The following is a 20,745-nucleotide window of genomic DNA, read 5'->3' on the forward strand; positions in this document are numbered from 1 at the left end:
TTTGCAGGGCTTAGTAGTAACTGACGACCAATTGGCCGCGCTGGCTGTTTTTAGGCGTGGCGATGCTGAAGCTGCGCAGATTATCGCTGCGCCCCAGGTCGTAGCCGTTCGCGGCGGCTTGGCTGCTGGATTTTGCGTCGGCGTTGGCCCGCACAAGAAGGTTCTCGCCGTTGGTCGCTAGGGCCTGGATGTGGACCGGCGCTTTGCATTTGCCGACTTCCAGCCGACTAGGGCCATTGAGGCCGCTGGGCGCGTTGAGCGCGAGTGGACATTGAGCCTCGACGATGCGGCCGTTGAAGATGATGACGCCGCCGTCGGCCAGTGCGACCGACGACAGCAGCAGGCAAGCCATGGCGGCAAGCGACGCTGGTTGTTTCATATGAATACCCCGTTTGATCGAATAAGCTTGTTCCCAACGACTCTGGCGGCCGTTGTGGCGGTGTGGCCTTCTAGATATAGGCGGTATCCAGTTTGATTCCAGCAAAAAATTAATATGTTAAAACCGTGTTTAATAGTAAATATCTATAAAAGTTACAAATCAAGTCTTTATTAATCCAATATTGTTTAAAATTTACGTGACAAAAGCCGCTCTCCGGTTTCGGATGAGCGGCTTTTTGCATTCGAGCGACTGGGAGGGGCTCAGCTGGCCTGGCTGGCGCGTTGTTCCTGCTCCCGCTGGCGTTCCGTTTTGATGATTTTGTAGATCCATTGCAGCGAGACGCCGTAACGACGCGCCAGTTCGGCGTGGTTGCCGCCGGTGAATTCGCGGTAGATCTGCTGGTCGCGCTGGGAGGATTTATAGGACAGGCCGATGGGGAAATAGATGTTCTGTCCGCCCCAGTGCTTGGCCATGCGTTCGGCGATTTCCTGGCCCAGTTGTTCCGCTTGCTGCTGCTCGGTGTTGGCGAGCTGCCTCAGCGTCATGGCCACGTGTTGTGCCAGATCTACGAGCAGTTCCGGTCCTTTGCTGCGAAAGCGCGCTTGCATGGCGTTGTCCTTTGGCGACGGTGTCGATGAAGGACATTATCGTCATCTTCGCGCGCGCGGCCCGGATGACGCGTGTCAGCGCCGACCGGGGCGCATTGGCGGCCGCTTTTCTGTAAAGCGCGTTAAAAGACCGCCAGGACCCTGGTGGCGCATCCTTGCCCTCGTTCGATGGCCAGGCGCCGTCGGCAACCGTCATTGCGAGTGATCTCGCCTTTCTTCCCACGATGTCCAGGAGCCCGCCCGTGGCCAGCACTTCCCAAATTGTTGACGCGCTGTTGGCGCGTTTGCGCGGCGCTTTGCCGTCATTGAGCGTCGAGCATTGCGCCGCTCCGGCCGATTACCGGCTTGAACATCCGCAAGGCGCGCTCTTGTTGAGCTACCGCGGCAGCCAATTCGCCTTGCCTCGCGATGTAGCCGGAGTTTGCCAGCAGCGCACGCTGCAGCTGGAGCTGACGCTGCTGCTGCGACGCGCCAGCGCGCAACTCAACGATACGGAAGCGCTGGACGCGGCGCGGAGCGCCTGCCTGGGATTCCCCGCGCCGGATTGCCGACCCGCCTGCTTATCGAGCGAAACCTTTTTGGGCTTCAGCGACGGTATCGCCCGTTACGCCATTTCGCTGGCCGCCGACACCTTGCAGGTGGCGGAGGCGGCCCCGGGGCATGAGCCTGTGTTAACCGCAGTCACTAAGGAGGAGCAGTCATGAAGTACTTGTATTCCGGGCCGATCAGCGGCGTCACTCTGGCCGACGGCCAGGAAATCATGTTGTTTCCCGGCGCTGAGGTGGAGATGCCGGAACAGCACGATTACACCCGCATGCTGTTGGCCTTGCAGCATCTGAGCCCGTTGCCGCAAGCGGCGACGGCATCGACGTCCCCTAGCGCTGAACAAGGAGCTTGAGCATGGCAGCCAATTATCTGCATGGCGTGGAAACCATTGAAGTCGAACGCGGCGCGCGCCCGGTGCGCACCGTCAAATCGGCGGTGATCGGCCTGATCGGCACCGCGCCGACGGCGCCGGAGGCGGCCCATACTCCGGTGTTGTGCCTGTCGGAAAAAGACGCGGCGGCTTTTGGCCCGCAACTGGCCGGCTTTACCATTCCGCAAGCGTTGAATGCGATCTACGATCACGGCGCCGGCACCGTGGTGGTGATCAACGTGCTGGACCCGGCTGTGCATAAAACCGCGGTGGCTGGCGAGGCGGTGACGCTGGACGCGGCCACCGGCCAGGGCAAAACCGCCAAGGCGGCGCTGTTGAACGTGGCGGTGAAGAGCGCCGACGGCGCCACCGCTTACGCGCTTGGGACCGACTACCTGCTGGATGCGGTCAACGGCAAGATCACGCGTGTGAAAGACGGCGCCATCGCCGCGGGCGCGGTGCTGAAGGTCAGCTACGATTACGCCGACCCGAGCAAGATCACCGCCGCCGACATCATCGGCTCGGTCAACGCCGCCGGCAACCGTACCGGTCTGAAGGCCTTGCAGGACACTTACAACCGCTTTGGCTTCTTCGCCAAGCTGCTGATCGCTCCGGGCTTCTGCACGCAGAACTCGGTGGCCAGCGCCATGGCCGCCATGGCAGACAAGCTGGACGCCATCGCCTATGTTGACGCGCCGATCGGCACCAGCTTCGCCCAGGCGCAAGCCGGCCGCGGTCCGGCGGGCGGCATCAACTTCAACACGTCCAGCGACCGCGTGCGCCTGTGCTATCCGCACGTCAAGGTATATGACCCGGCCACCAACGACACTCGCCTGGAGCCGCTGTCGGCCCGCGCCGCCGGCCTGCGCGCCAAGGTGGACAACGACAAGGGCTTCTGGTGGTCCAGTTCCAACCAGGAACTGGCTGGCGTCATCGGCGTGGAGCGTCAGCTGACCGCGATGATCGACGATCCTCAGTCCGAGGTGAACCTGTTGAACGAGCAGGGCATCACCACGGTGTTCTCCAGCTTTGGCTCCGGCTTCCGTCTGTGGGGCAACCGCACCGCCGCCTGGCCCACTGTCAGCCATATGCGCAACTTCGAGAACGTGCGCCGCACCGGCGACGTGATCAATGAGTCGATTCGCTATTTCAGCCAGCAGTTCATCGATATGCCGCTGAACCAGGCCACCATCGACGCGCTGGTGGAATCGGTGAACGGCTACGGCCGCAAGCTGATTGGCGACGGCGCGCTGCTGGGCTTCAAAGCCTGGTTCGACACGGCGCGCCATCCGGAAACCGAGCTGGCCGCCGGCCACCTGCTGATCAGCTACAAGTACACGGTGCCGCCGCCGCTGGAACGTCTGACCTTTGAAACCGAGATCACCTCGGAATACCTGTTGAGCCTGAAGGGAGGCAATTGATCATGGCAGGCAAGATTGAAATCAACCGCATCACCAACGCCAACATCTATATCAACGGCAACTCGCTGCTGGGTCGCGCCGAGGAGATCAAGCTGCCGGACGTGTCCGCCATCATGCAGGAGCATAAGGCGCTGGGCATGGTGGGCAAGATCGAGCTGCCGGCCGGTTTTGACAAGCTGGAGGGCGAGATCAAGTGGAACTCGCTGTACAAGGACGTGGCCAAGATCATCGCCAATCCGTTCCAGGCGGTGCAGCTGCAGGCCCGTTCCAGCATCGAGACCTACGGCGCGCAGGGTCGCCTGCAGCAGGTCAGCCTGGTGACCTTCCTGACCGTGATGTTCAAGAAGAACCCGTTGGGCACTTACAAACAGCATGAAAACGCCGATTTCAGCTCCTCCTTCTCCGCCACCTACATCAAGCAGGTAGTGGATGGCGAGGATGTGCTGGAGCTGGACTACCTGGCCAATATCTTCCGGGTGGGCGGCAACGACATGCTGGAACTGTACCGCCGCAACATCGGCGGCTGATGAAGGGCCGGCCGCCGGCCGGCTTGTCGGCACGCTCCCGTTTCCATGAAGGTGGGCCCGGCTTGGCCGGGTCCCGCCGGAGCCACGGCGATTCAGTTTGCAGGCAAGCCGGCTGGCGCTTTCAAGCCTTTCCCTAAAGGGCTTTAACAGACCCGCAGGGCCGTAAACCGGACAATGAAGCTCATCAACCACGCAGTCCGCGACAAGGAGCTCCCATGAAGATCAAACTCAAATACCCGTTCACCAACGCCGCCGGCGAACGCCTGGACAGCCTGGAAATCAGCCGTCTGAAGCGCGCCGACCTCAAGGCCGCCAGCCATCACAGCCAGGACGACGCCGACCAGGAGGATTTTCTGTTCGCGCGCATGACCGGCCTGACCCTGGAAGACATCGACCAGCTCGACATCGCCGACAGCCGCGCGCTGGCGGACTGCTTTCGCGACATGGTGGGCGTCTCCGACGACGCTTAAAGATTTCGACGAAGCGCTGCTGACCGTGCTCGGCCTGCCGCCGTCGGAAATCGACGCGCTGGCGATGGACGACTACTGGTTTTGGTGCGAGGTGGCGGAGCGAGAGGTCCAGCGCCGCCACGAGCGCGAACAACAGTGGCTGGATCGAGACTGATTTTTCCTGCGCCGCGCGTCCGCGCGGCCCGGGGCCGGCCCATCCGTCAGGACGTCCGCCGGCCCCACCCAGAGCCGCCGGAGCTGGTTTGGCGGCCCTCCCCACATACTCACAGGCTAACACCATGGTAAGCGAGTTTTTCATCGGCCTTAAGGTGGGAGCGACGCTGTCCGGGGTCTTCGACAACGCCTTCCGCTCCGCGCGCGCCTCCTTGGATGAACTGGGCAAGACCAGCTTGCGCCTGCGTGACCGCCAGCGAGAGCTGAGCGACAGCGTGGAGCGTTCCCGCAAGGCTTTCGCCGCGCTGGATCTGCCGCAGCTGGAGCGCGACCATCACAAGCTGGAGCTGACGCTGGACCGTTTGCGGCAGCGGCACGACGCCTGGCTGGAAAGCGTCAAACGCGGCCAGGGCGTCAAGCTCGCCCTGCCCGGCGTGTCCCAGGTCAGCGAACTGGTGGCCAAGTGCCGCGTCGAGCTGCAGGCCTCGGTGAAGGTCAAGGCGGTGATCGAAGTGGAACAGCGGGTGCTGGAAAGCCAGGAGCGGCAAAAAGACGCCACCTGCAATCCTCGCCCGCCAACCTGCCCAAAACGGCCGACACCCCGTGGCGATGGCGACGACAAAGCCAAAGACGCGCCCCCCGATCTCGAATCCACTCTCAAGCGTCTGCGCACGCCCGGCATCCAGCGATGGATAGGCGTGGCCGACGCTGTTCAGCTGTCCTCGCGCTGGCTGTCCGACGCCGCCGGCAAAACCCACGAAGTCCTATCCAAAGGCCTGGGCAATAAAGCGCTGCGCTATGTGCACGGCAAGCTCAATCCGCTGCTGGGCGGCAAGCTGCCCAGCGTGGAAAGCATGCTCGGGGCGCTGGAAAGCACTCGCGACGCCGGCGACACCATCGCCAAGGGCGCGGCCAGGGTGGGCCGGGCGCTGCGTCGTTACGCCGATGCTCCGGGCAGTGTACTGGCCAAGATCGCCGCAGCCAGCGAGGCGCTGTTGAAAGAAGACGGCGCCAAGTCTGCCGCGTCGGGCAAGACGGGCGGCGCGGCCGCCAAGGGCAAGGCCGGCGGCGGCAAGATCCGCTCCGCCATTCGGCTGTTGCAAGGCCTGCCGGCGCCGGACGCCGCGCCCTTGATCGAATTCAACGATAAGCTGGGCAGCATCAGCCGCGATGTGGCGAAGGCGGCCGGCACGGTACACAAGACCTTGTCGCAAGGCATGGGCAACAAGGCGCTGCGCTATGTGCACGGCAAGCTCAATCCGCTGCTGGGCGGCAAGCTGCCCAGCGTGGAAAGCATACTTGGTTCGGTGAAAGCGCTGGAAGAGGGCGCAACCAAGGCCGGCGAGATCAGCGACAAGGTGGGCAAATCGCTGCGCCGCTATCAGGACACCAAGGGCGGCTTGCTGAGCAAACTGTGGGCCGCCGGCACCGAATGGTTCAAGGAAGACAAACCGGGCGCCACCCAGAGCCAGGCCGACAAGCCGGGCGATTGCATGGAGGCCAAGCCCGAGAACTGCTGCTGTTGCTGCCAGCCGGTCACGCGCGACATCGACAAGCCCGGCGACAGCATGGACCCGGACCGGGACGAGCGCAAAAAGGAAGACAAGCGCGATAAGGAGAAAAAGAACGATCGGCGCGAGCGGGGCCGCAAGGAGCGGCGACCCAGGCCCAAGCCGCGTCCCAAGCCCAGCCCGAAACGGAGGCCCAGTCCGAGACCTAAGCCCAGTCCGAAGCAGAATCCCAGAAGGAGCCCGCGTCCGCGGCGTTTACCCAAGGGACGTGGCCTGCCCGGCGGCATCGGCGACCTGTTCCGCCGCGGCGCGGCCTTGGCCAAAGCCGGCGTCAAAGGCCTGGGCAATGCGCTGAAGCAAGTGCCGGGCATGTTGCGCGGCGGCGTGCAGAAGACGGGAGACTGGCTCAAGAGCTTGCCGGGCAAGGCCAAGGCCGGCGCGCAGAGCGCGGCCAAGGCGGCGGGTTCGGCGGCGAGCCGCATCGGCGCCGGGATGAAGCGCCTGCCTGGATTGGCGCGCGGCGGCGTCAGCGGCGCGGCGAAGCTGGCCAGGGCGGCGGCCCAGCGGGCGGCTCCGTTGTTGAAGGCGGGGGTTGGCGTGGCCAAGGCCGGCCTCGGCATCGGCAAGGAAGTGTTCAAGCGCACCGGCGGCCTGCTCAAGGCCGGCATCGCCGGCTCGGTGATCACGGTGATGGAGGCCGGCCAGGAAGCCTGGAACGTCAACAAGTCCAACCGCAGCCAGACAGAGAAGAACAAGGAGTACTGGAAGATAGGCGGCAAGGCTGGCGGCTCCATAGGCGGCGCGGCGATGGGCGCGGCCATCGGCAGCATGATCCTGCCTGGCGTCGGCACTCTGGTGGGTGGGGTCATCGGCCACTTCGCCGGCAAATACGCTGGGGAATGGGCCGGCGGCAAGGTGGGCAACGCCATCCACGGCGCGCCCATGCCCGGCAAGGCCAAGCAGCCGCCCGCCGCGCCGCCGCCCGCGGCTACCCAGCCGCCGTCGCGGCCGCCCAAGGTGGACTTCAACAAGCCGACCGGCATGCGTGGCGGGGGCAACGCGGAAGTGACGGCCAGCGTCTCGGTGTCCGCCCAGGCGGAAGTGCGCGCACGGCAGCTGCAACGCCTGCAACAAGGCGTCGCGGCGGCCAAGGCGCCCGCCAAGAACGCCGGCGGCGGGATGAACGTCACCTTTGCGCCGCACATCACCGTTACTGCCAGCGCGGCTGCCACGGTGAAGCAGCAGGTGCAGCAAGCGGTGCAGTTGTCCTACGCCGAGTTTGAACGCCTGATGCGGCGCTACGAGGCGGACAGGCAACGGCGCAGCTATAGCGCCCGCGCTTGAGCCGCGGAGCCTGGCGCGCTCGTGCGCCGGGTCCTCTTTCCACCCATTCGGAGGGCAACCCATGTACGCGGTACTGGGCAATATCGAGTTTGATCTGATCAGTTATTTCGACGGCCTGGAACAGCGCAGCGGCAGCGACTTCGCCGAACACGGCCGCATCGGCGGCAAGCCGGTGCTGCAATTCGTCGGCGACAAGCTGGACGAAATCCGCATCGACCTGGTGCTGCACGCCGCCTACTGCCAGCCGGACGAGGAGTTACAGAAGCTGCAGGCGGCGAGGCAGCAGCACCAGGCCTTGGCGTTTGTGCTGGGCAACGGCGACTACAAAGGCCGCTTCGTCATCGCCGAACTGCAAAGCACCGGCCGTCAGACCGACCGCAGCGGCAGCCTGCTGGCGGTGGAGGCCCAGCTCAGCCTGCGCGAGTACGGCGGTGACGCCCCGCCCAAACCCAAGCCGGCACTGGCCAAGGCCGCGGCCAGCCTGCCCGCGGGCAAGCTCAAATTGCCGGCCGGGCTGGAGCGCTTCAAGGCCGATATCGCCGGCTTGGCCAAGACCGTGGCTCAAGTGAAAAGCGTGGTGGGCAAGGTCAAGACCGTGATCAACACCGCGCGAGAGCTGCGTCAGCTGGCTGGCCGCGACCCGGCCGCGGCTTTGGAAAAGCTGCCCGGCCTGCTCAAGGAGGTGCAGGCGGCGGTGCCCGGATTGCAAGTCAGCGCCGAGCAGATGGCCAAGTTCGAGCAATACAGCAAGCTGGCCGGCGACGCGGTGCGCGTGGGCCAGAGCCTGCAGCAGGCCAAGCTCAATATGACGGCGATGGGCCGGCTGCTGACAGGCACCCCTGCCGGCCAGGTGCTGGACAAGCTGGCCGCCTGCGAAGAAATCAACGGCCGCTCCGAAGTGGCCTTGCGCGAACTGGCCGAGCCGCTGGCCGGCTTGGCCGCCAAGGCCGCGGTGCGGCGCATCCTGAGGTGACGCCATGTTCCTGAACCATGTGACCCAAGAAAACGAACGCTGGGACCAGATCGCCTGGCGCTATTACGGCGATGTCGGCCAAATGGCGCAGCTGATCGCCAATAACGCCCACATCCCCATAGGCGAAACCCTGCCCGCCGGCCTGACCCTGGCCATCCCGGTGCTGGAGGCCGCGGACAGCGAGGCGCTGGAGCAATTGCCGCCGTGGAGGCGCTCATGAGCGACAGCCGCGCGCAGGAGGTGCCGACTCCGGCCTTCGAACTCAGCTACAACGGCAAATCCATCACCGCGGACATCGCCCGCCACGCGCTCAGCGTCAGCTATACCGACCACCTGAGCGGCGAGTCCGACGAACTGGACGTGGAGTTGGAGGACGTGGACGGGCGCTGGCTGGACGGCTGGTATCCGGACAAAGGCGCCACGCTGGCGCTCAAACTGGGCTATCGCGGCGCGGCGCTGGTGGCGGCGGGGAGCTTCGACATCGACGAAGTGGAATACCGCTCGCCGCCGTCCACCGTGCGCATCCGCGCGCTGGCCACCGGCGTGCAGCATCCGCTGCGCACCAAGAACGGCCGCGCCTATGAACAGATCACCTTGCAAGCGCTGGCCCAGCGCGTCGCCAAGCGCCACCGGATGAAGCTGCAGGGCAAGATCGAGACGGTGAACATCGACCGGCTGACCCAGTACCACGAAACCGATCTGCAATTCCTGCAGCGGGTGGCGGACCAGCACGGCTATGTCTGCAAGGTGATGGACAACAACCGCAAGCTGGTGTTTTGGAAACGCAGCGATCTGATGCAGAGCCCCAGCGTGCGTCGTTACACCCCGGCCCAGCTGATGGCCTGGCAGGCGCAGGACCAGCTTAGCAAGGTGCCGGCCCAGGTGGACGTCAGCTATCACGATCCGGCCAAGCGCGCGCTGCGCACCGCCAGCGTGCGCGCCGACGCCAAGGCGCCGGGTGGCAAGGCCAGCAGCGCGGATATCGTCAAGCTCACCCGCAAGGCGGCCGGCAAGCGCCAGGCGGAGCAGATGGCGGCGGCGGAACTGGAACGGCGCCAGTTGGAGCGCACCCGCATGTCCATCACCGTGGACGGCTCGCCGCAGTTGGCCGCCGGCAGCAATATCGATCTGGACGGGTTCGGCAAATTGTCCGGCCGCTACCAGATCCAGCGCGCTAGCCACCGCATCAGCCGTCAGGACGGCTATGTCTGCGAACTGGAACTGAAACGGGTGAGCGCTGGCGCCGCCCAAAACACAGCAAACGAGAGGAACAAGCCATGATGGACGTACCCCTGCCGGAAGCGCTGGCCACCCTCAAGTTCGGCAGCGTCTCCGCCGTGGATGCCAATACCCAGCGCGTGCGCGTGCGGCTGCCGGAACTGGGGCGGCTGCGCACTGCCTGGCTGCCGGTGCTCAGCCGCAAGAGCGGCCGCGACAAGGACTACTGGCTGCCGGACATTGGCGAACAAGTGGCGGTGTTGTTGGACGCTCGCGGCGAGGACGGCGTGGTGTTGGGCGCCATCTTCTCCGCCGCCGATGCGGTGCCGGTGGCCAGTGTCGATAAATGGCATCGGCGTTTCGCCGACGGCGCGACGCTGGAGTACGATCGCGCGGCCCATCAGCTCACCGTCAGCGGCGGGGTGCAAAAAGTGGTGGTGGAAGCGGGGGCGGAAATTGTCCTCAAGGCGGGCGCCAAGGTCAGCATAGACGCGCCGGCGACGGAGATCAGCGGCACCCTGCTGGTCAAGGGCCTGCTCACCTACCAGGGCGGCTTGAGCGGTTCCGGCGGCAGCGGCGCCAGCTTCTCCGGCAATATCAGCCAGAGCGGCGGCAGCTTCAACAACGCCGGCGGCGACGTGGTGGCCAGCGGCAAGAGCCTGGCCGGCCACGTGCATCCGGCGCCGGGCGGCATGACCGGCGGCCCAGTGTAGGCCTCGCGTTTAGTCTAACCGCAGCGTCAAGCGCCCAGCCCCGATGGCGAGAGCCGTCGGGGCTGGGTTGTTTCATGGGGCAAGAGAATCCGCACCGGCGCACAGTCTGCTGCGCCGGGGGAGCCGCAGTACCGCGGGCATTGCTATGACTTTGCTCGTGCGTCACTCGCGCATGCTGATTTCTCGGTCGTTTCCGCCTTCCCTCGTTCTTGGTCATGAGTCCGTGAACACGTTTTTACAGCAAGCGGTTCAGCTCGCTGGCCGCGTTCACCTGCATCGCGTGCAGCGGCTCCAGCATGAAGGCGAGGTGGCTGCCGTAAACCCCTGCGTCCTCGCCTTGCCACAGCAACTGCAGGGCCGCGCTGAGGCTATTGTTGGCGGTGTCCAGCTCCATCAGGTGGCGGCTGGCGATCTGGCGGATGGATTGATGACAACGGCTCAATTCGTCTATCACCGCATCCAGCATGCCCAGCTCCGCGTGTTGCTGGCGTAGCGCCTGTAATTGGGCAATGGCCTGTCCCAACTGATGAGTGGGTTTGCCTTCGGCGGCAGAGGAGGTGGGGGGGAGGGCCATGATGAAAATTTCCAATTGATGTCGGCGCAGCCTGTCCGGTACCGATCGGAAGCGGGCAAGTCCATGGCGGGGCGGCCTGCCGGCCTGCGTGGGCCGCGTTCCCGGCGCCGGGGAACTCCGGCACGTCATGAATTGTCGTCCAGCGCCGCGCTTGGGGTCAAGGCCGGAGGAAGCCGCCGCGCCCAAACCGCTTTAGAACCTGTTCACGATCTGCTGCGCTGCGGCGATACGGCGTTAAAAACAAGCTCAAAATGCTCATGTACCACGTGTACATTCCGCTTTTTCGCTCGTTTTTGCCTTGTCTCGCTCTGGCTCCCGAGCCTTTGAATCCGCGCTTAGTTCGCATCTCACATTTTCCTTTGCGGCTGATCTGGCCGCCAGCTATAACCACACTTGCATGTAATGATAAAAGCATGATTGTTGGTGCGAATTAATACTAAGTGACTATACGTAGTGCGCTGCATCAGAGAGGGCGGGTTCGCCGCCTGTGAAGCGGCGCCGTCCGCAGTCAGCCGGGAAGGGAACGGCCGCCAAGGGGGCGGATGGCACCGGGGTTCCAATACGAAGGAGCACAATCGATGTCATTGCAACAGTCTGTCTCCGTCAGCTCGCGCTGGGGGTGGCTGGTTCTGGCTTGCGCCGCCGCCGGCGTTCAGGCCGCGGACATGCCGGAGGCTTCCGCCGCCGCCGCGCTCAAGGCTTTGAAGAGCACGCCGGCGGGGCGTCACAGCTATTACACCGGCGGGGTGCACAACACCGTCGGCTGTCTGTTGCCGGGCAGCTGCGTCTATCCGCGCAAGCCCGGCGAACCCAGCGATCCGCTGTTTCCTGAATGGTGGGTCAGCGACTGGACCATGTATCGCATCTTCAATCAGGCGGCGATCAAGGAATACCCGCCGCCGTACGCCTCGCCGCCTGCCGGGATGAGCGAGGGCCAGGATTACGAAACGTCCTACGGCGCCAGCTATTACGACTCCAGTTATGTGCCGGCGGACGGCGATGGCCGCGGCGCGATGATGGAGCATTATGAAAAACGCTGCCTGCCCATCTTCCCCGGCAGCAATCATTACAGCTGCTCCTTTGTATCGCTGGGCAACAAGGCTTATTTCCTGCGCTACGCGGACCGGCCCAAGGGCACGCCGCAGTGCTGCCAGTTCTCCTTGGACAACCACCCGCCGCGTCGAGATTTCATCAAGCATCTGCCGTATAACGCCGCGCAGAGCACCCACTTGAACGGCAGCGTCCAAGCGTACTCGCGCGTGGTGCAGCCGGGCAGCATCCTGTTTGGCTACGCCTTCTACAAACAGCCAACGCGCGACGGCGGCAAGGGCGCGCCGTACCGGCACCCGCAGTCCTTCTTCTTCTCCGGCGATCCAGGCTCGCCGCCGGACGCGCCCATGGTCAGCCAGAACTACAGCCACTTCCGCGCGCAGAAACCGGACCCGAAACAGACCTGGATGAAGGTGGCCGAGATGTGCCCGGCCAAGCCGGAATGGTGCTGCCTTTTCGCCACCGATTGCCCGGACAAGGGCAAGGCGGACGCGCCGGCGGCCGACAAGGCCAACGCCCAACCCGACCCGAGCTGGGCCACCCTGCAGCCGTAAAGGAACCGTCATGAGTTATCTCGACTCTCCCCGCATTCACTTTTCCGGCTACTTCCAGTCGGACGTATCCACCGTCAACAACAATGTCTGTTATTACGATTCCGACGCCTTCAAGGAGCAATACCAGCAGTACGGCGACGGGGGCTGGAACCCGCAGGGCACCGCCATTTTCCGCTTCGTCAGTTGCAGCGTCACCGGCGCCAGCCTCAACGGCAAGCCGGTCACCAGCAGCGCGCAGGACCCCATCATCGGCATGGCGATGGAAAATGCGGACTGCCGCGCGCCGGGCAAGATGGCGGACCTGGACCCGCAACAGCAAATGGTGTCCCAGATCTGGGCGCTGCAAGTGAGGCTGACCGATAATGTCGAGCGCGCGCTGTTCATCGGCGACATGCTGCCGGTGGGCTTCATGAATTTATGGAAGCGTCAGCAAACCCAGGCGTTCAACGATCAAACGCTGGCCGCCAACTACCAGTCCATCCTGGAAAACGTGCAATGGCACGGGCACAGCCACTCGCCGGTGCTGGAGGCAATGCGCAAAGCCACCCAGCACGGCCTGCTGGCCATCGAATTCAATCTGTTCGGCTACGGTCGCGACCCCTCTATTCCACGCTACACCCAGGGCCACATCGTCGGCACCATCGGTCCTTACCATGAGCGCGAGCCCAAGCATTTCATCTTGGGCCGGCAAATGACGGCGCAGGTGGACAGCAACAATATGATGAAGCCGACTGAAGGGGTTTACAGCTTCCAGTGCAAGAATCATCCGGACCGTCAAACCCTGACCGCGGACTTTGGCAACGCGCTGCCCATCATTGACGCCAGCGGCGCCTTCGTTGATCTGGGGCCGTTGACCATGGCGGTGTTGAAACAGCCGGCGCATGCGCCAATCAGCGGCACGCTGGCCAAGGACCAGGTCATCGTGCTGGGCCAACTGGCCTACGACCCGCCGCAGCCGGGCGCGGCGCCCAGCGACGAGCCGTCCGAGTGGTTTCGCCAGACCGCGGCGATCCAGGACTTCGACTATGCCGCCATCCCCGGCGCCCGGCAGGCGCTGGAAGCCTGTCCGCTGTTGTTGCTGAGCCCGGCCGACGACGGCTATCAGGTGCTGGTGCAAGAATCCATAGACGGTCTCTACGTGCGTTCCGACGAGCATGTGCTGCGGCTGAACGCCGGTCAGCAGCTTCCGGTCAGCTTCTTCGCCAGCCGCTACGGCCAGCCGCTGTCCGCCGAAGTCGACGTAGGCTTGCTGCCCAAGGACAAGAACCCAATGGGCGGCGGCAATGCTTTGCCGCCGTCGCCGCCCAACAACAAACCGGTGTTGCCGCCCAGGATCAGCGTGCCGGTGGACGCGGTGCAGTATCCGGCTTCCATCCACACCAACGACAGCGGTCATGGCCGGGCGGTGATCAGCGCGATTCCGGCCGGGCCGGGCAATCCGCGCGGCTATATCGACGGCCAGCTCTACGGCATTGGCTACCAGTTGCGGCTGCAGCCGCAAGACTACATCGACAACCCTTGGAATTTCGTCAGCGTGCTGGCCTTCGACCGCGTGCCGGTGCCGGAACATCCCACCTGGTACGACGATATCCGGCCCATCTTCGTCCAGTACGGCAACCTCTATCCCATCATGAGCAAATACGTGGTGGACCTGGGCGATTACGACTCCGTGGTGCGCCATGTGGACATCCTCAAACTGGCGTTCGCCCTGCCGATGAGCGACCCCAACCACATGCCGGTGACTCGCGACCTGTCCGACGACAAGCGCGCCATCATCCTCAAATGGTTGAAGCAGACGGATGCCCAGGGCAAACCGCTCAAGGGCGCGCCGCCGCTCAAGGCCGCCGCCGTGCCCGCGCCGCGGGAGGTGGACACCGATGCGGTGGCGGTGGCATTGGACGATCTGCAAATCGCCGGCAAGAGCGCGGTGGTGTTGCAACTCCAGGCGCGACGCAAAGCCGCGTCGTCCAAGGATTGAGGGAGAACAGGCCATGATTCGCTTGCAACGCAGCATCATCCACGGCATCCGCGCCGCCAAGACCGCGGCGGAACTGCACTACTATCTGCAAAACGCGGTGGAGCTGGAGCACGCCACCATTCCCCCCTATCTGACCGCGATGTTTTCGCTGAAGCCGGGCTACAACGTGGAAATCCGCCAGCTGATCCACAGCATCGTGATGCAGGAAATGTTGCACATGTGCATCGCCGGCAACATCCTGATCGCCATCGGCGGCCATCCGCAGATCAACAAGCCGCCGTTCATCCCCAAATATCCGGGGCCGCTGCCGATGTCCATCGGCGGCGACGACTTCATCGTCGGCATCGAACCGTTCTCCAAGGAGCTGGTGTTCAACACCTTCATGGTGATCGAGGAACCGGAAGACCCCGTACCGGTGGAAACGCCCAAGCTCGCCGCCGAGGAAGAGCCGGACTACGCCACCATCGGCGAGTTCTACGACGCGATCAAAAAGAAGATCAAGGAACTGGGCGACGGCATCTTCATTCCAGCCACCGTGCCCAAGCAGGTGCTGGGCTGGTTCTCGCCGGAGCGCTTGTTCCCCATCACCGACGTGGCCAGCGCCCTGCACGCCATCAACATCATCATCGTTGAAGGCGAGGGCACCAGCACCAACCCGAACCAATCTCCGGGCAACCCGGCGCACTACTACAAGTTCGGCGAAATCTATTATGGCCGCCGCATCGTCAGCACCCCGGACGGCGGCTACGCCTATGCCGGCGCCGAAGTGCCTTACGACCCGGCCGGGGTCTATCCGATGGTGTCCAATCCGCAGGACTACGACTACCAGGACAACACCCAGGCCAAGGTGAGGGTGGAGGCCTTCGCCTATAGCTACAGCAGCCTGCTCAACGCCTTGCACCAGGCCTTTAACGGTGAGCCCAAGCGCATCGATACCGCCATCGGCCTGATGTACGACCTCAAAGTGCAAGCGGTGAGCCTGATGGAAACGCCGGTGGCGCCGGGCAGCGAGAAAACCGCCGGGCCCAGCTATCGCTACGTCAACACGCAGGGGGGGATGGATACCAGCGATTAAACGCCGCCCGCCATTGCGCAAGGCCAAAGCGGTCCGGCGGATGCCGGACCGCGTTTGCCATCTCATCGGAGCAAGCGCACTGGCCGCGGGATACGGAGCCAAGCTTAGGCGGGCCGCAGCGCCGGACCGTCAACGCGCAGCAGATTTAAGAACCGCTAACAAAACCTCGCAGAGAACCTGAGCCAAGGCGCGCCGACGCAGGCAGTACAAAGTGGTACGACAAGGAGGCGCAACGCGGGATCAGGGGTTTTGTTAGCGGGTCGAAAGAGCCGGTTTTTTTAGGAGCAGAGCCATGCCACTGCCAGTCAGCAAGCCAGACCTCGGCGACGCCGCAAGCGGCCGCAGCGCGGGGGCCATGACCATGCAGCGTTTCAGCGTGCCGTTCGAATACCCGGTGTATTTCGGCCGCGGCCTGCTGAGCGACCCTGGCAACCCGCTGTTGCGGCAAGCCATCTGCCGGCGCGAGCCGGAACGGCGTCATCGGTTCGTGGTTCTGATTGACCAGGACGTAGCCGCCGCCCACCCGCGGCTGCCCGCCGCCTTCGAGCGTTACGCCCGGCGTCACAGCGACGCGCTGGAGCTGGCCGCGCCGCCGCGGCTGACCATGGGCGGCGAAGCTTGCAAGAACGATCCGGAGCAGCTGTTCGCGCTGCAAAGCTGGTTGCAGCAATGCCATGTAGACCGTCACAGCTGCCTGGTCATCGTCGGCGGCGGCGCCCTGCTGGACATGGCCGGCTTCGCCGCGGCCACCACCCACCGCGGCGTGCGCGTGGTGCGCATGCCCACCACTGTGCTGGCGCAGAACGATTCCGGCGTGGGCGTCAAAACCGCGATCAACGCCTTCGGGGCCAAGAACTTCCTCGGCGCCTTCGCGCCGCCGTTCGCCGTGCTCAACGACTACGACTTCATCGCCAGCCTGCCGCGCCGAGACCGCATCGCCGGCATCGCCGAGGCGGTGAAAGTGGCGGCGATACGCGACCGCGCCTTCTTCGACTGGCTGGACGCCAACGCCGAAGCGCTCACCGACGGGGACGACGAAGCGATGCAATGGATGATACGGCGTTGCGCTGAACTGCATCTGAACCACATCGGCCAGGGCGGCGACCCCTTCGAGTTCGGCAGTGCCCGTCCGTTGGACTTCGGCCACTGGGCCGCGCACAAACTGGAAGCGCTGAGCGCTTACGCCTTGCGCCACGGCGAGGCGGTGGCGATAGGGCTGGCGCTGGACTGCCGCTACGCGGTGTTGGCAGGCCTGCTGCGCGAACCGGCGCAACTGAGTTTGCACCGGCTACTGCTGCGGCTGGGCTTTTCGTTATGGCACCCGGCGTTGGACTGGCGCGACGGCGAGCGTCGCCAGGTGCTGGCCGGGCTGGATGAGTTCCGCGAACACCTAGGCGGCGAACTGACCATCACCCTGCTGCAGCGTTTGGGGCAGGGGGTGGAAGTGCACGCCATCGATGCGGATCGAATGAACGCGGCCATAGACTGGCTGCGCGACAGGAGCGAAGACCATGTTGCTGCTTGACCCTCAACAACGGCCGGACAGTCTGCCCGCCGCCACTCTGCCCGCGGTCCACATGAGCTACTGCACCAATATCCACCCCGGCGAAAGCTGGCAGGAAATGCGCGCTCAACTGGGCTTCCACCTGCCGCGGATCAAGGCGCGCGTGGCGCCGGACCGGCCGTTCGGCATTGGGCTGCGGTTGTCCGCGCTGGCCGCGCGCCAATTGGAGGAGGAGCCGGCGCAGGCGGAATTCCGCGATTTTCTGGCGGAACACCAATGCTATGTGTTCACCCTCAACGGCTTTCCCTTTGGCGCCTTCCATCGGCAAGCGGTGAAGGAAGCGGTTTACCTGCCGGACTGGCGGGACCCGCAGCGGCTGAACTACAGCAACCGGCTGGCTCAGCTGCTGGCCGCGCTGCTGCCGCCGGAACTGGAATACGGCAGCGTCAGCACCGTGCCCGGCGGCTATCGCCAACATCTGAGCGGCGACGGCAGCGGCGCGCTGTGGATCGCCACCCATCTGCTGGAGCACGCCGCCTTCCTGCATCGGCTGCGGCAGGACAGCGGCCGCCGCATCGTGCTGGCGCTGGAACCGGAGCCGGATTGCCTGCTGGCCACCAGCGAAGACGCTGTCGCCTTCTTCGAGCTGCATCTATTGAGCCGGGCCGCGCTCAACCAAGTGGCCAAATGGTGCAATGTCAAACGCGAAGAAGCCGAAGCCATCGTGCGGCGGCACCTGGGCGTGTGCCTGGACGCCTGCCACGCCGCGGTGGAGTACGAACAGCCGGAAGACGCGGTGGCGCGGCTGGATCAGGCCGGCATCGCCATCGCCAAGCTGCAGCTCAGCGCCGGCCTGCGCGTGACTCGGCCGGACCGGATGGCGGCGGAAGCGCTGCGCGCCTTCGCCGAAGACACCTATCTGCACCAAGTGGTGGCGCGGCGCGGCGACGATCTGTGGCGCTACCCGGACCTGCCAGCGGCGCTGGCGGCTCTGCCGCGACAGCCGGCCGACGAATGGCGCATCCACTTCCACGTGCCCATCTGCCACGCCGCGCTGGCGCCGTTCGCCAGCACTCAGGACTTTCTGTCGCGGCTGCTGGCCCTGCAACGCCAGCGGCCGCTGAGCGGCCACCTGGAAGTGGAAACCTATAGCTGGGGCGTGCTGCCCCCGGCCCACCGTCAGGGCGACCTGGGCGAAGCCATCTGCCGGGAGCTGCAATGGGCGGAGGGCCAGCTGCGATGAGCGGCCAGCGTGCCCTGCCCATTCCCAAGACCAGCGCCCGGCGGAGGCTGTCGCGGCGGCACGCGCGCCAGACCCGCCGGCGCGTGGCCGGGGTCTGGTCGCTGGCGCTGCGGCTGGGCCGGGTGTCCAACCTGCCCACGGTGTGGAGCAACGTCCTCGCCGGCGCGGTATTGTCCGGCCACGCCGTGACTGGCGGGCCGCTGGCCTTGCTGCTGCTGTCGCTGTCCTTGATCTACGTGGCCGGCATGTATCTGAACGATGTCTGCGACCGCCACATCGACGCGCGCGAACGGCCGGAACGGCCGATTCCCGCCGGGCTGGCGTCGGCGCGGCTGGTGTTGCTGGCCGGCGCCGCCCAGCTCGCGGTCGGCGTCGCCCTGTTGGCGGCGCTGGGCCTCTCCGCCTTGTTGGCCGGCCTGTGCCTGGCCGCCACCGTGGTGCTCTACGACCTCTGGCACAAACACAATCCGCTCAGCCCGCTGCTGATGGGTCTGTGCCGGATGCAGGTTTATCTGATCAGCGGCCTGGCGCTGGGCGCTGGAGCTTTATCCGGCCCGCTGTTGCTGGCGGCGCTGGCGCTGCTGGCTTATCTGATCGCACTGACTTACGTGGCCAAGCAGGAAGGCCGCGCCGGGCTGGGGCGGCTGGCGCCGCTGCTGGGCCTGGCCGCGCCGCCGCTCTACCTGCTCAGCCAACCGTTCCAGCCCTGGGCGCTGCCCTTTTTGCTGCTCAGCCTGGGGTGGAGCGCGCATTGCCTGCGGCTGGCCTGGCCCGGACCCGGCCGCGACATGCCGCGCGCCGTCGGCGGCCTGATCGCCGGCATCGCGCTGGCGGACGCTTTGTTCATCGCCGCCGCGGGCCAGCCGCAGTGGGCGGCGTTGGCGGTTTTGGCCGCCTGGCTGACCCGGACATGGCAACGCCGGGTGCCGGGCACTTGAACGGAGAATCTGCGCGATGGAAACGCAAACCATGCTGGCGGATCAATTGCACGCCAGCCTGCTGGACGCGGCGGACCGCCACAACGCCGCCCAGGCGCTGGTGTGGTTGGATGCCTGTCGTCGGCTGACCGCCGATGCGCCGGAGCCCGCCGCCTGTCGCCGCTTATTTAGCGTGGCCAACCGGCAACTGGCGGCGCTGACCCTGCTGCCCAAGGCCGCGATCAAGGCCTTGCAAGCCCAACGCGTGCTGGCGGCGGAGGCCTGGTCGCCCGGCGACGCCGGCCGCGCCCTGCTGCTGTTGAGGGCCTTGGCCGCCGGCGCGGATCCGGCGCTGGCGTTCGATCTGTATCGCGGCGGCGACAGCCTGGAACAGCAGGCGGTGGTCAAGGCGCTGATCCTGCTGCCCAAGCCGGAAGACTGGCTGGCGCTGGCCACCGACGCCAGCCGCAGCCACGTGGCCGGCGTGTTCCAGGCGCTGGCTTGCGACAACGCCTACCCGGCGCAACAGTTTCCCGATCTCAATTTCAACCAGCTGGTGCTAAAGGCCCTGTTCACCGGCGCGCCGGCGCGGCGTATCGCCGGCCTGGAACGGCGCTGGAGCCCAGAGCTGGAACACATGGTGGCCGCCTACGCCAGCGAGCGGCGCGCCGCCGGCCGCAGCGTGTCCGACGACGTCGTTTTCCTACTGCAAGGACTGCATCATGAAAATGTTTGATCCGCACATCCACATGACTTCCCGCACCACCGACGACTACCAGGCGATGAGCCGGGCCGGCATCAGCGTGGTGGTGGAGCCGGCGTTCTGGATGGGCCAGCCGCGCCGGCACGTCGGCAGCTTCGACGACTACTTCCTGTCGCTGCTGGGTTGGGAGCGCTTCCGCGCCGCGCAATTCGGCATCCGCCACTTTTGTACCCTGGGCCTCAACCCCAAGGAAACCAACAACCCGGACGTGGCTGACGGCGTGATGGCGCTGCTGGAGCGCTACTTGGACAAGGACGGCGTGGTGGCGGTGGGGGAAATCGGCTTCGACGACGAAACTCCGGCCGAGGAGCGCTACTTCGCCCGTCAGCTGGAACTGGCGATAGCGTTCGACCTGCCGGCGCTGGTCCACACCCCGCATCGAGACAAAAAAGCCGGCACCCTGCGCAGCCTGGCGCTGGTGCGCGACAGCGGCATTGCGCCTGAGCGGGTGCTGATCGACCACAACACCGAAGAAACCCTGCCGCTGGTTCTGGACTCCGGCTGCTGGGCCGGCCACTCCATCTACCCCAACACCAAGATGGACGAACCGCGGATGGTGGCGCTGGTGCGCCAGTACGGCAGCGAACGCATCATCATCAACAGCGCCGCCGACTGGGGCGTCAGCGATCCGCTGAAAGTGCCCAAAACCGTAGAGGCGATGCGCGCCGCCGGCATCGCCGAGCGCGACATCGAAACCATCGTCTGGCGCAATCCGCTGGACTTCTTCGCCCAGAGCGGCCGCTTGGACATAGAAGAAGCCAACAGCCCGCTGGCAGTGGACCAGCGCCGGCTGTATCAGGGCAATTCCGTGCTGCGTGGTCAAAATCCGCAGGTGGACATCGTGGAGTGACATC

22 protein-coding genes are annotated in these 20,745 nt (G+C 65.2%); 19 read left to right on the forward strand and 3 right to left on the reverse strand.

What is annotated here, in order from left to right:
* Window positions 1-10: 10 nt before the first annotated feature.
* Window positions 11-379, reverse strand: a complete 369-nt coding sequence (locus ACUXV1_RS20500) for a hypothetical protein (RefSeq protein ID WP_156038999.1) — start codon at window positions 377-379, stop codon at window positions 11-13.
* Window positions 380-639: 260 nt separating this feature from the next.
* Window positions 640-987, reverse strand: a complete 348-nt coding sequence (locus tag ACUXV1_RS20505; RefSeq protein ID WP_114155307.1) for a Mor transcription activator family protein — start codon at window positions 985-987, stop codon at window positions 640-642.
* A gap of 242 nt (window positions 988-1,229) precedes the next feature.
* Here ACUXV1_RS20505 and ACUXV1_RS20510 point away from each other — a divergent pair, with 242 nt between their 5' ends.
* The 11 genes from ACUXV1_RS20510 to ACUXV1_RS20560 all read left to right on the forward strand — a co-directional run bounded on the left by ACUXV1_RS20510 (window position 1,230) and on the right by ACUXV1_RS20560 (window position 10,233).
* Complete coding sequence (locus tag ACUXV1_RS20510; protein WP_043639089.1) at window positions 1,230-1,691, forward strand: Gp37 family protein; 462 nt, start codon at window positions 1,230-1,232, stop codon at window positions 1,689-1,691.
* A complete protein-coding gene (locus ACUXV1_RS20515; protein WP_043639092.1) occupies window positions 1,688-1,885 on the forward strand; it encodes a hypothetical protein in 198 nt (65 codons plus the stop codon). Before ACUXV1_RS20510 ends, ACUXV1_RS20515 begins: the two co-directional genes overlap by 4 nt.
* Before the next feature lie 2 nt (window positions 1,886-1,887).
* On the forward strand, window positions 1,888-3,324 hold the full coding sequence (locus tag ACUXV1_RS20520; protein WP_446016396.1) for a phage tail sheath subtilisin-like domain-containing protein: 1,437 nt from the start codon (window positions 1,888-1,890) through the stop codon (window positions 3,322-3,324).
* Window positions 3,325-3,326: 2 nt separating this feature from the next.
* Window positions 3,327-3,851 carry a phage major tail tube protein gene (locus ACUXV1_RS20525; RefSeq protein WP_043592621.1) on the forward strand — a complete coding sequence of 175 codons (525 nt, stop codon included), beginning with the start codon at window positions 3,327-3,329 and terminating at the stop codon, window positions 3,849-3,851.
* 215 nt (window positions 3,852-4,066) lie between these two features.
* On the forward strand, window positions 4,067-4,321 hold the full coding sequence (locus tag ACUXV1_RS20530; protein WP_019101636.1) for a phage tail assembly protein: 255 nt from the start codon (window positions 4,067-4,069) through the stop codon (window positions 4,319-4,321).
* Window positions 4,322-4,346: 25 nt separating this feature from the next.
* On the forward strand, window positions 4,347-4,475 hold the full coding sequence (locus tag ACUXV1_RS20535; RefSeq protein ID WP_194427266.1) for a GpE family phage tail protein: 129 nt from the start codon (window positions 4,347-4,349) through the stop codon (window positions 4,473-4,475).
* A 124-nt stretch (window positions 4,476-4,599) separates the two neighbouring features.
* Window positions 4,600-7,329 (forward strand): hypothetical protein, encoded by a 2,730-nt coding sequence (locus tag ACUXV1_RS20540; protein ID WP_446016394.1) that lies wholly within the window; start codon window positions 4,600-4,602, stop codon window positions 7,327-7,329.
* Window positions 7,330-7,390: 61 nt separating this feature from the next.
* The gene (locus ACUXV1_RS20545; protein WP_019102549.1) at window positions 7,391-8,302 is read left to right on the forward strand and encodes a phage tail protein; all 912 of its coding nucleotides are present in this window, start codon (window positions 7,391-7,393) and stop codon (window positions 8,300-8,302) included.
* A gap of 4 nt (window positions 8,303-8,306) precedes the next feature.
* Window positions 8,307-8,522, forward strand: coding sequence for a tail protein X (locus ACUXV1_RS20550; protein ID WP_043639107.1), 216 nt, complete (start codon window positions 8,307-8,309; stop codon window positions 8,520-8,522).
* The gene (locus ACUXV1_RS20555) at window positions 8,519-9,583 is read left to right on the forward strand and encodes a phage late control D family protein (RefSeq protein WP_231138260.1); all 1,065 of its coding nucleotides are present in this window, start codon (window positions 8,519-8,521) and stop codon (window positions 9,581-9,583) included. The genes ACUXV1_RS20550 and ACUXV1_RS20555 overlap by 4 nt, the downstream gene beginning before the upstream one ends.
* Window positions 9,580-10,233 (forward strand): phage baseplate assembly protein V, encoded by a 654-nt coding sequence (locus ACUXV1_RS20560; RefSeq protein WP_019102546.1) that lies wholly within the window; start codon window positions 9,580-9,582, stop codon window positions 10,231-10,233. Before ACUXV1_RS20555 ends, ACUXV1_RS20560 begins: the two co-directional genes overlap by 4 nt.
* 235 nt (window positions 10,234-10,468) lie before the next feature.
* Here the strand turns inward: ACUXV1_RS20560 and ACUXV1_RS20565 are convergent, their stop codons facing one another.
* Window positions 10,469-10,807: a hypothetical protein gene (locus ACUXV1_RS20565; protein WP_203390303.1), complete on the reverse strand. Its 339-nt coding sequence runs from the start codon at window positions 10,805-10,807 to the stop codon at window positions 10,469-10,471.
* 578 nt (window positions 10,808-11,385) lie between these two features.
* Between ACUXV1_RS20565 and ACUXV1_RS20570 the strand changes: the two genes are divergently transcribed.
* The 8 genes from ACUXV1_RS20570 to ACUXV1_RS20605 all read left to right on the forward strand — a co-directional run bounded on the left by ACUXV1_RS20570 (window position 11,386) and on the right by ACUXV1_RS20605 (window position 20,741).
* Window positions 11,386-12,411, forward strand: coding sequence for a hypothetical protein (locus ACUXV1_RS20570; RefSeq protein WP_337882893.1), 1,026 nt, complete (start codon window positions 11,386-11,388; stop codon window positions 12,409-12,411).
* Window positions 12,412-12,421: 10 nt separating this feature from the next.
* The gene (locus ACUXV1_RS20575) at window positions 12,422-14,389 is read left to right on the forward strand and encodes a hypothetical protein (protein WP_446016393.1); all 1,968 of its coding nucleotides are present in this window, start codon (window positions 12,422-12,424) and stop codon (window positions 14,387-14,389) included.
* A gap of 13 nt (window positions 14,390-14,402) precedes the next feature.
* Complete coding sequence (locus ACUXV1_RS20580; protein ID WP_043639121.1) at window positions 14,403-15,464, forward strand: ferritin-like domain-containing protein; 1,062 nt, start codon at window positions 14,403-14,405, stop codon at window positions 15,462-15,464.
* Between the two features lie 292 nt (window positions 15,465-15,756).
* Window positions 15,757-16,989 carry a 3-dehydroquinate synthase gene (locus ACUXV1_RS20585; protein WP_205208464.1) on the forward strand — a complete coding sequence of 411 codons (1,233 nt, stop codon included), beginning with the start codon at window positions 15,757-15,759 and terminating at the stop codon, window positions 16,987-16,989.
* Entirely contained in the window at window positions 16,976-18,211 is a 1,236-nt protein-coding gene (gene eboE / locus ACUXV1_RS20590) for a metabolite traffic protein EboE (protein ID WP_081862692.1), read from the forward strand. Before ACUXV1_RS20585 ends, eboE begins: the two co-directional genes overlap by 14 nt.
* Window positions 18,208-19,149, forward strand: a complete 942-nt coding sequence (locus tag ACUXV1_RS20595; protein ID WP_446016392.1) for a UbiA family prenyltransferase — start codon at window positions 18,208-18,210, stop codon at window positions 19,147-19,149. Before eboE ends, ACUXV1_RS20595 begins: the two co-directional genes overlap by 4 nt.
* A 16-nt stretch (window positions 19,150-19,165) precedes the next feature.
* Complete coding sequence (locus ACUXV1_RS20600; RefSeq protein ID WP_081556486.1) at window positions 19,166-19,864, forward strand: EboA domain-containing protein; 699 nt, start codon at window positions 19,166-19,168, stop codon at window positions 19,862-19,864.
* Window positions 19,851-20,741 carry a TatD family hydrolase gene (locus tag ACUXV1_RS20605; protein WP_196783814.1) on the forward strand — a complete coding sequence of 297 codons (891 nt, stop codon included), beginning with the start codon at window positions 19,851-19,853 and terminating at the stop codon, window positions 20,739-20,741. The genes ACUXV1_RS20600 and ACUXV1_RS20605 overlap by 14 nt, the downstream gene beginning before the upstream one ends.
* Window positions 20,742-20,745: the final 4 nt, after the last annotated feature.

It is taken from the genome of Chromobacterium sp. W521 (assembly GCF_052805975.1).

Excerpts from the sequence above, each read along its gene's own strand:
- ACUXV1_RS20500 (WP_156038999.1), bottom strand. The coding sequence starts at position 379 with ATGAAACAACCAGCGTCGCTTGCCGCCATGGCTTGCCTGCTGCTGTCG.
- ACUXV1_RS20505 (WP_114155307.1), bottom strand. The coding sequence starts at position 987 with ATGCAAGCGCGCTTTCGCAGCAAAGGACCGGAACTGCTCGTAGATCTG.
- ACUXV1_RS20515 (WP_043639092.1), top strand. The coding sequence starts at position 1,688 with ATGAAGTACTTGTATTCCGGGCCGATCAGCGGCGTCACTCTGGCCGAC.
- ACUXV1_RS20520 (WP_446016396.1), top strand. The coding sequence starts at position 1,888 with ATGGCAGCCAATTATCTGCATGGCGTGGAAACCATTGAAGTCGAACGC.
- ACUXV1_RS20525 (WP_043592621.1), top strand. The coding sequence starts at position 3,327 with ATGGCAGGCAAGATTGAAATCAACCGCATCACCAACGCCAACATCTAT.
- ACUXV1_RS20530 (WP_019101636.1), top strand. The coding sequence starts at position 4,067 with ATGAAGATCAAACTCAAATACCCGTTCACCAACGCCGCCGGCGAACGC.
- ACUXV1_RS20540 (WP_446016394.1), top strand. The coding sequence starts at position 4,600 with ATGGTAAGCGAGTTTTTCATCGGCCTTAAGGTGGGAGCGACGCTGTCC.
- ACUXV1_RS20545 (WP_019102549.1), top strand. The coding sequence starts at position 7,391 with ATGTACGCGGTACTGGGCAATATCGAGTTTGATCTGATCAGTTATTTC.
- ACUXV1_RS20550 (WP_043639107.1), top strand. The coding sequence starts at position 8,307 with ATGTTCCTGAACCATGTGACCCAAGAAAACGAACGCTGGGACCAGATC.
- ACUXV1_RS20555 (WP_231138260.1), top strand. The coding sequence starts at position 8,519 with ATGAGCGACAGCCGCGCGCAGGAGGTGCCGACTCCGGCCTTCGAACTC.
- ACUXV1_RS20560 (WP_019102546.1), top strand. The coding sequence starts at position 9,580 with ATGATGGACGTACCCCTGCCGGAAGCGCTGGCCACCCTCAAGTTCGGC.
- ACUXV1_RS20565 (WP_203390303.1), bottom strand. The coding sequence starts at position 10,807 with ATGGCCCTCCCCCCCACCTCCTCTGCCGCCGAAGGCAAACCCACTCAT.
- ACUXV1_RS20570 (WP_337882893.1), top strand. The coding sequence starts at position 11,386 with ATGTCATTGCAACAGTCTGTCTCCGTCAGCTCGCGCTGGGGGTGGCTG.
- ACUXV1_RS20575 (WP_446016393.1), top strand. The coding sequence starts at position 12,422 with ATGAGTTATCTCGACTCTCCCCGCATTCACTTTTCCGGCTACTTCCAG.
- ACUXV1_RS20580 (WP_043639121.1), top strand. The coding sequence starts at position 14,403 with ATGATTCGCTTGCAACGCAGCATCATCCACGGCATCCGCGCCGCCAAG.
- ACUXV1_RS20585 (WP_205208464.1), top strand. The coding sequence starts at position 15,757 with ATGCCACTGCCAGTCAGCAAGCCAGACCTCGGCGACGCCGCAAGCGGC.
- eboE (WP_081862692.1), top strand. The coding sequence starts at position 16,976 with ATGTTGCTGCTTGACCCTCAACAACGGCCGGACAGTCTGCCCGCCGCC.
- ACUXV1_RS20595 (WP_446016392.1), top strand. The coding sequence starts at position 18,208 with ATGAGCGGCCAGCGTGCCCTGCCCATTCCCAAGACCAGCGCCCGGCGG.
- ACUXV1_RS20600 (WP_081556486.1), top strand. The coding sequence starts at position 19,166 with ATGGAAACGCAAACCATGCTGGCGGATCAATTGCACGCCAGCCTGCTG.
- ACUXV1_RS20605 (WP_196783814.1), top strand. The coding sequence starts at position 19,851 with ATGAAAATGTTTGATCCGCACATCCACATGACTTCCCGCACCACCGAC.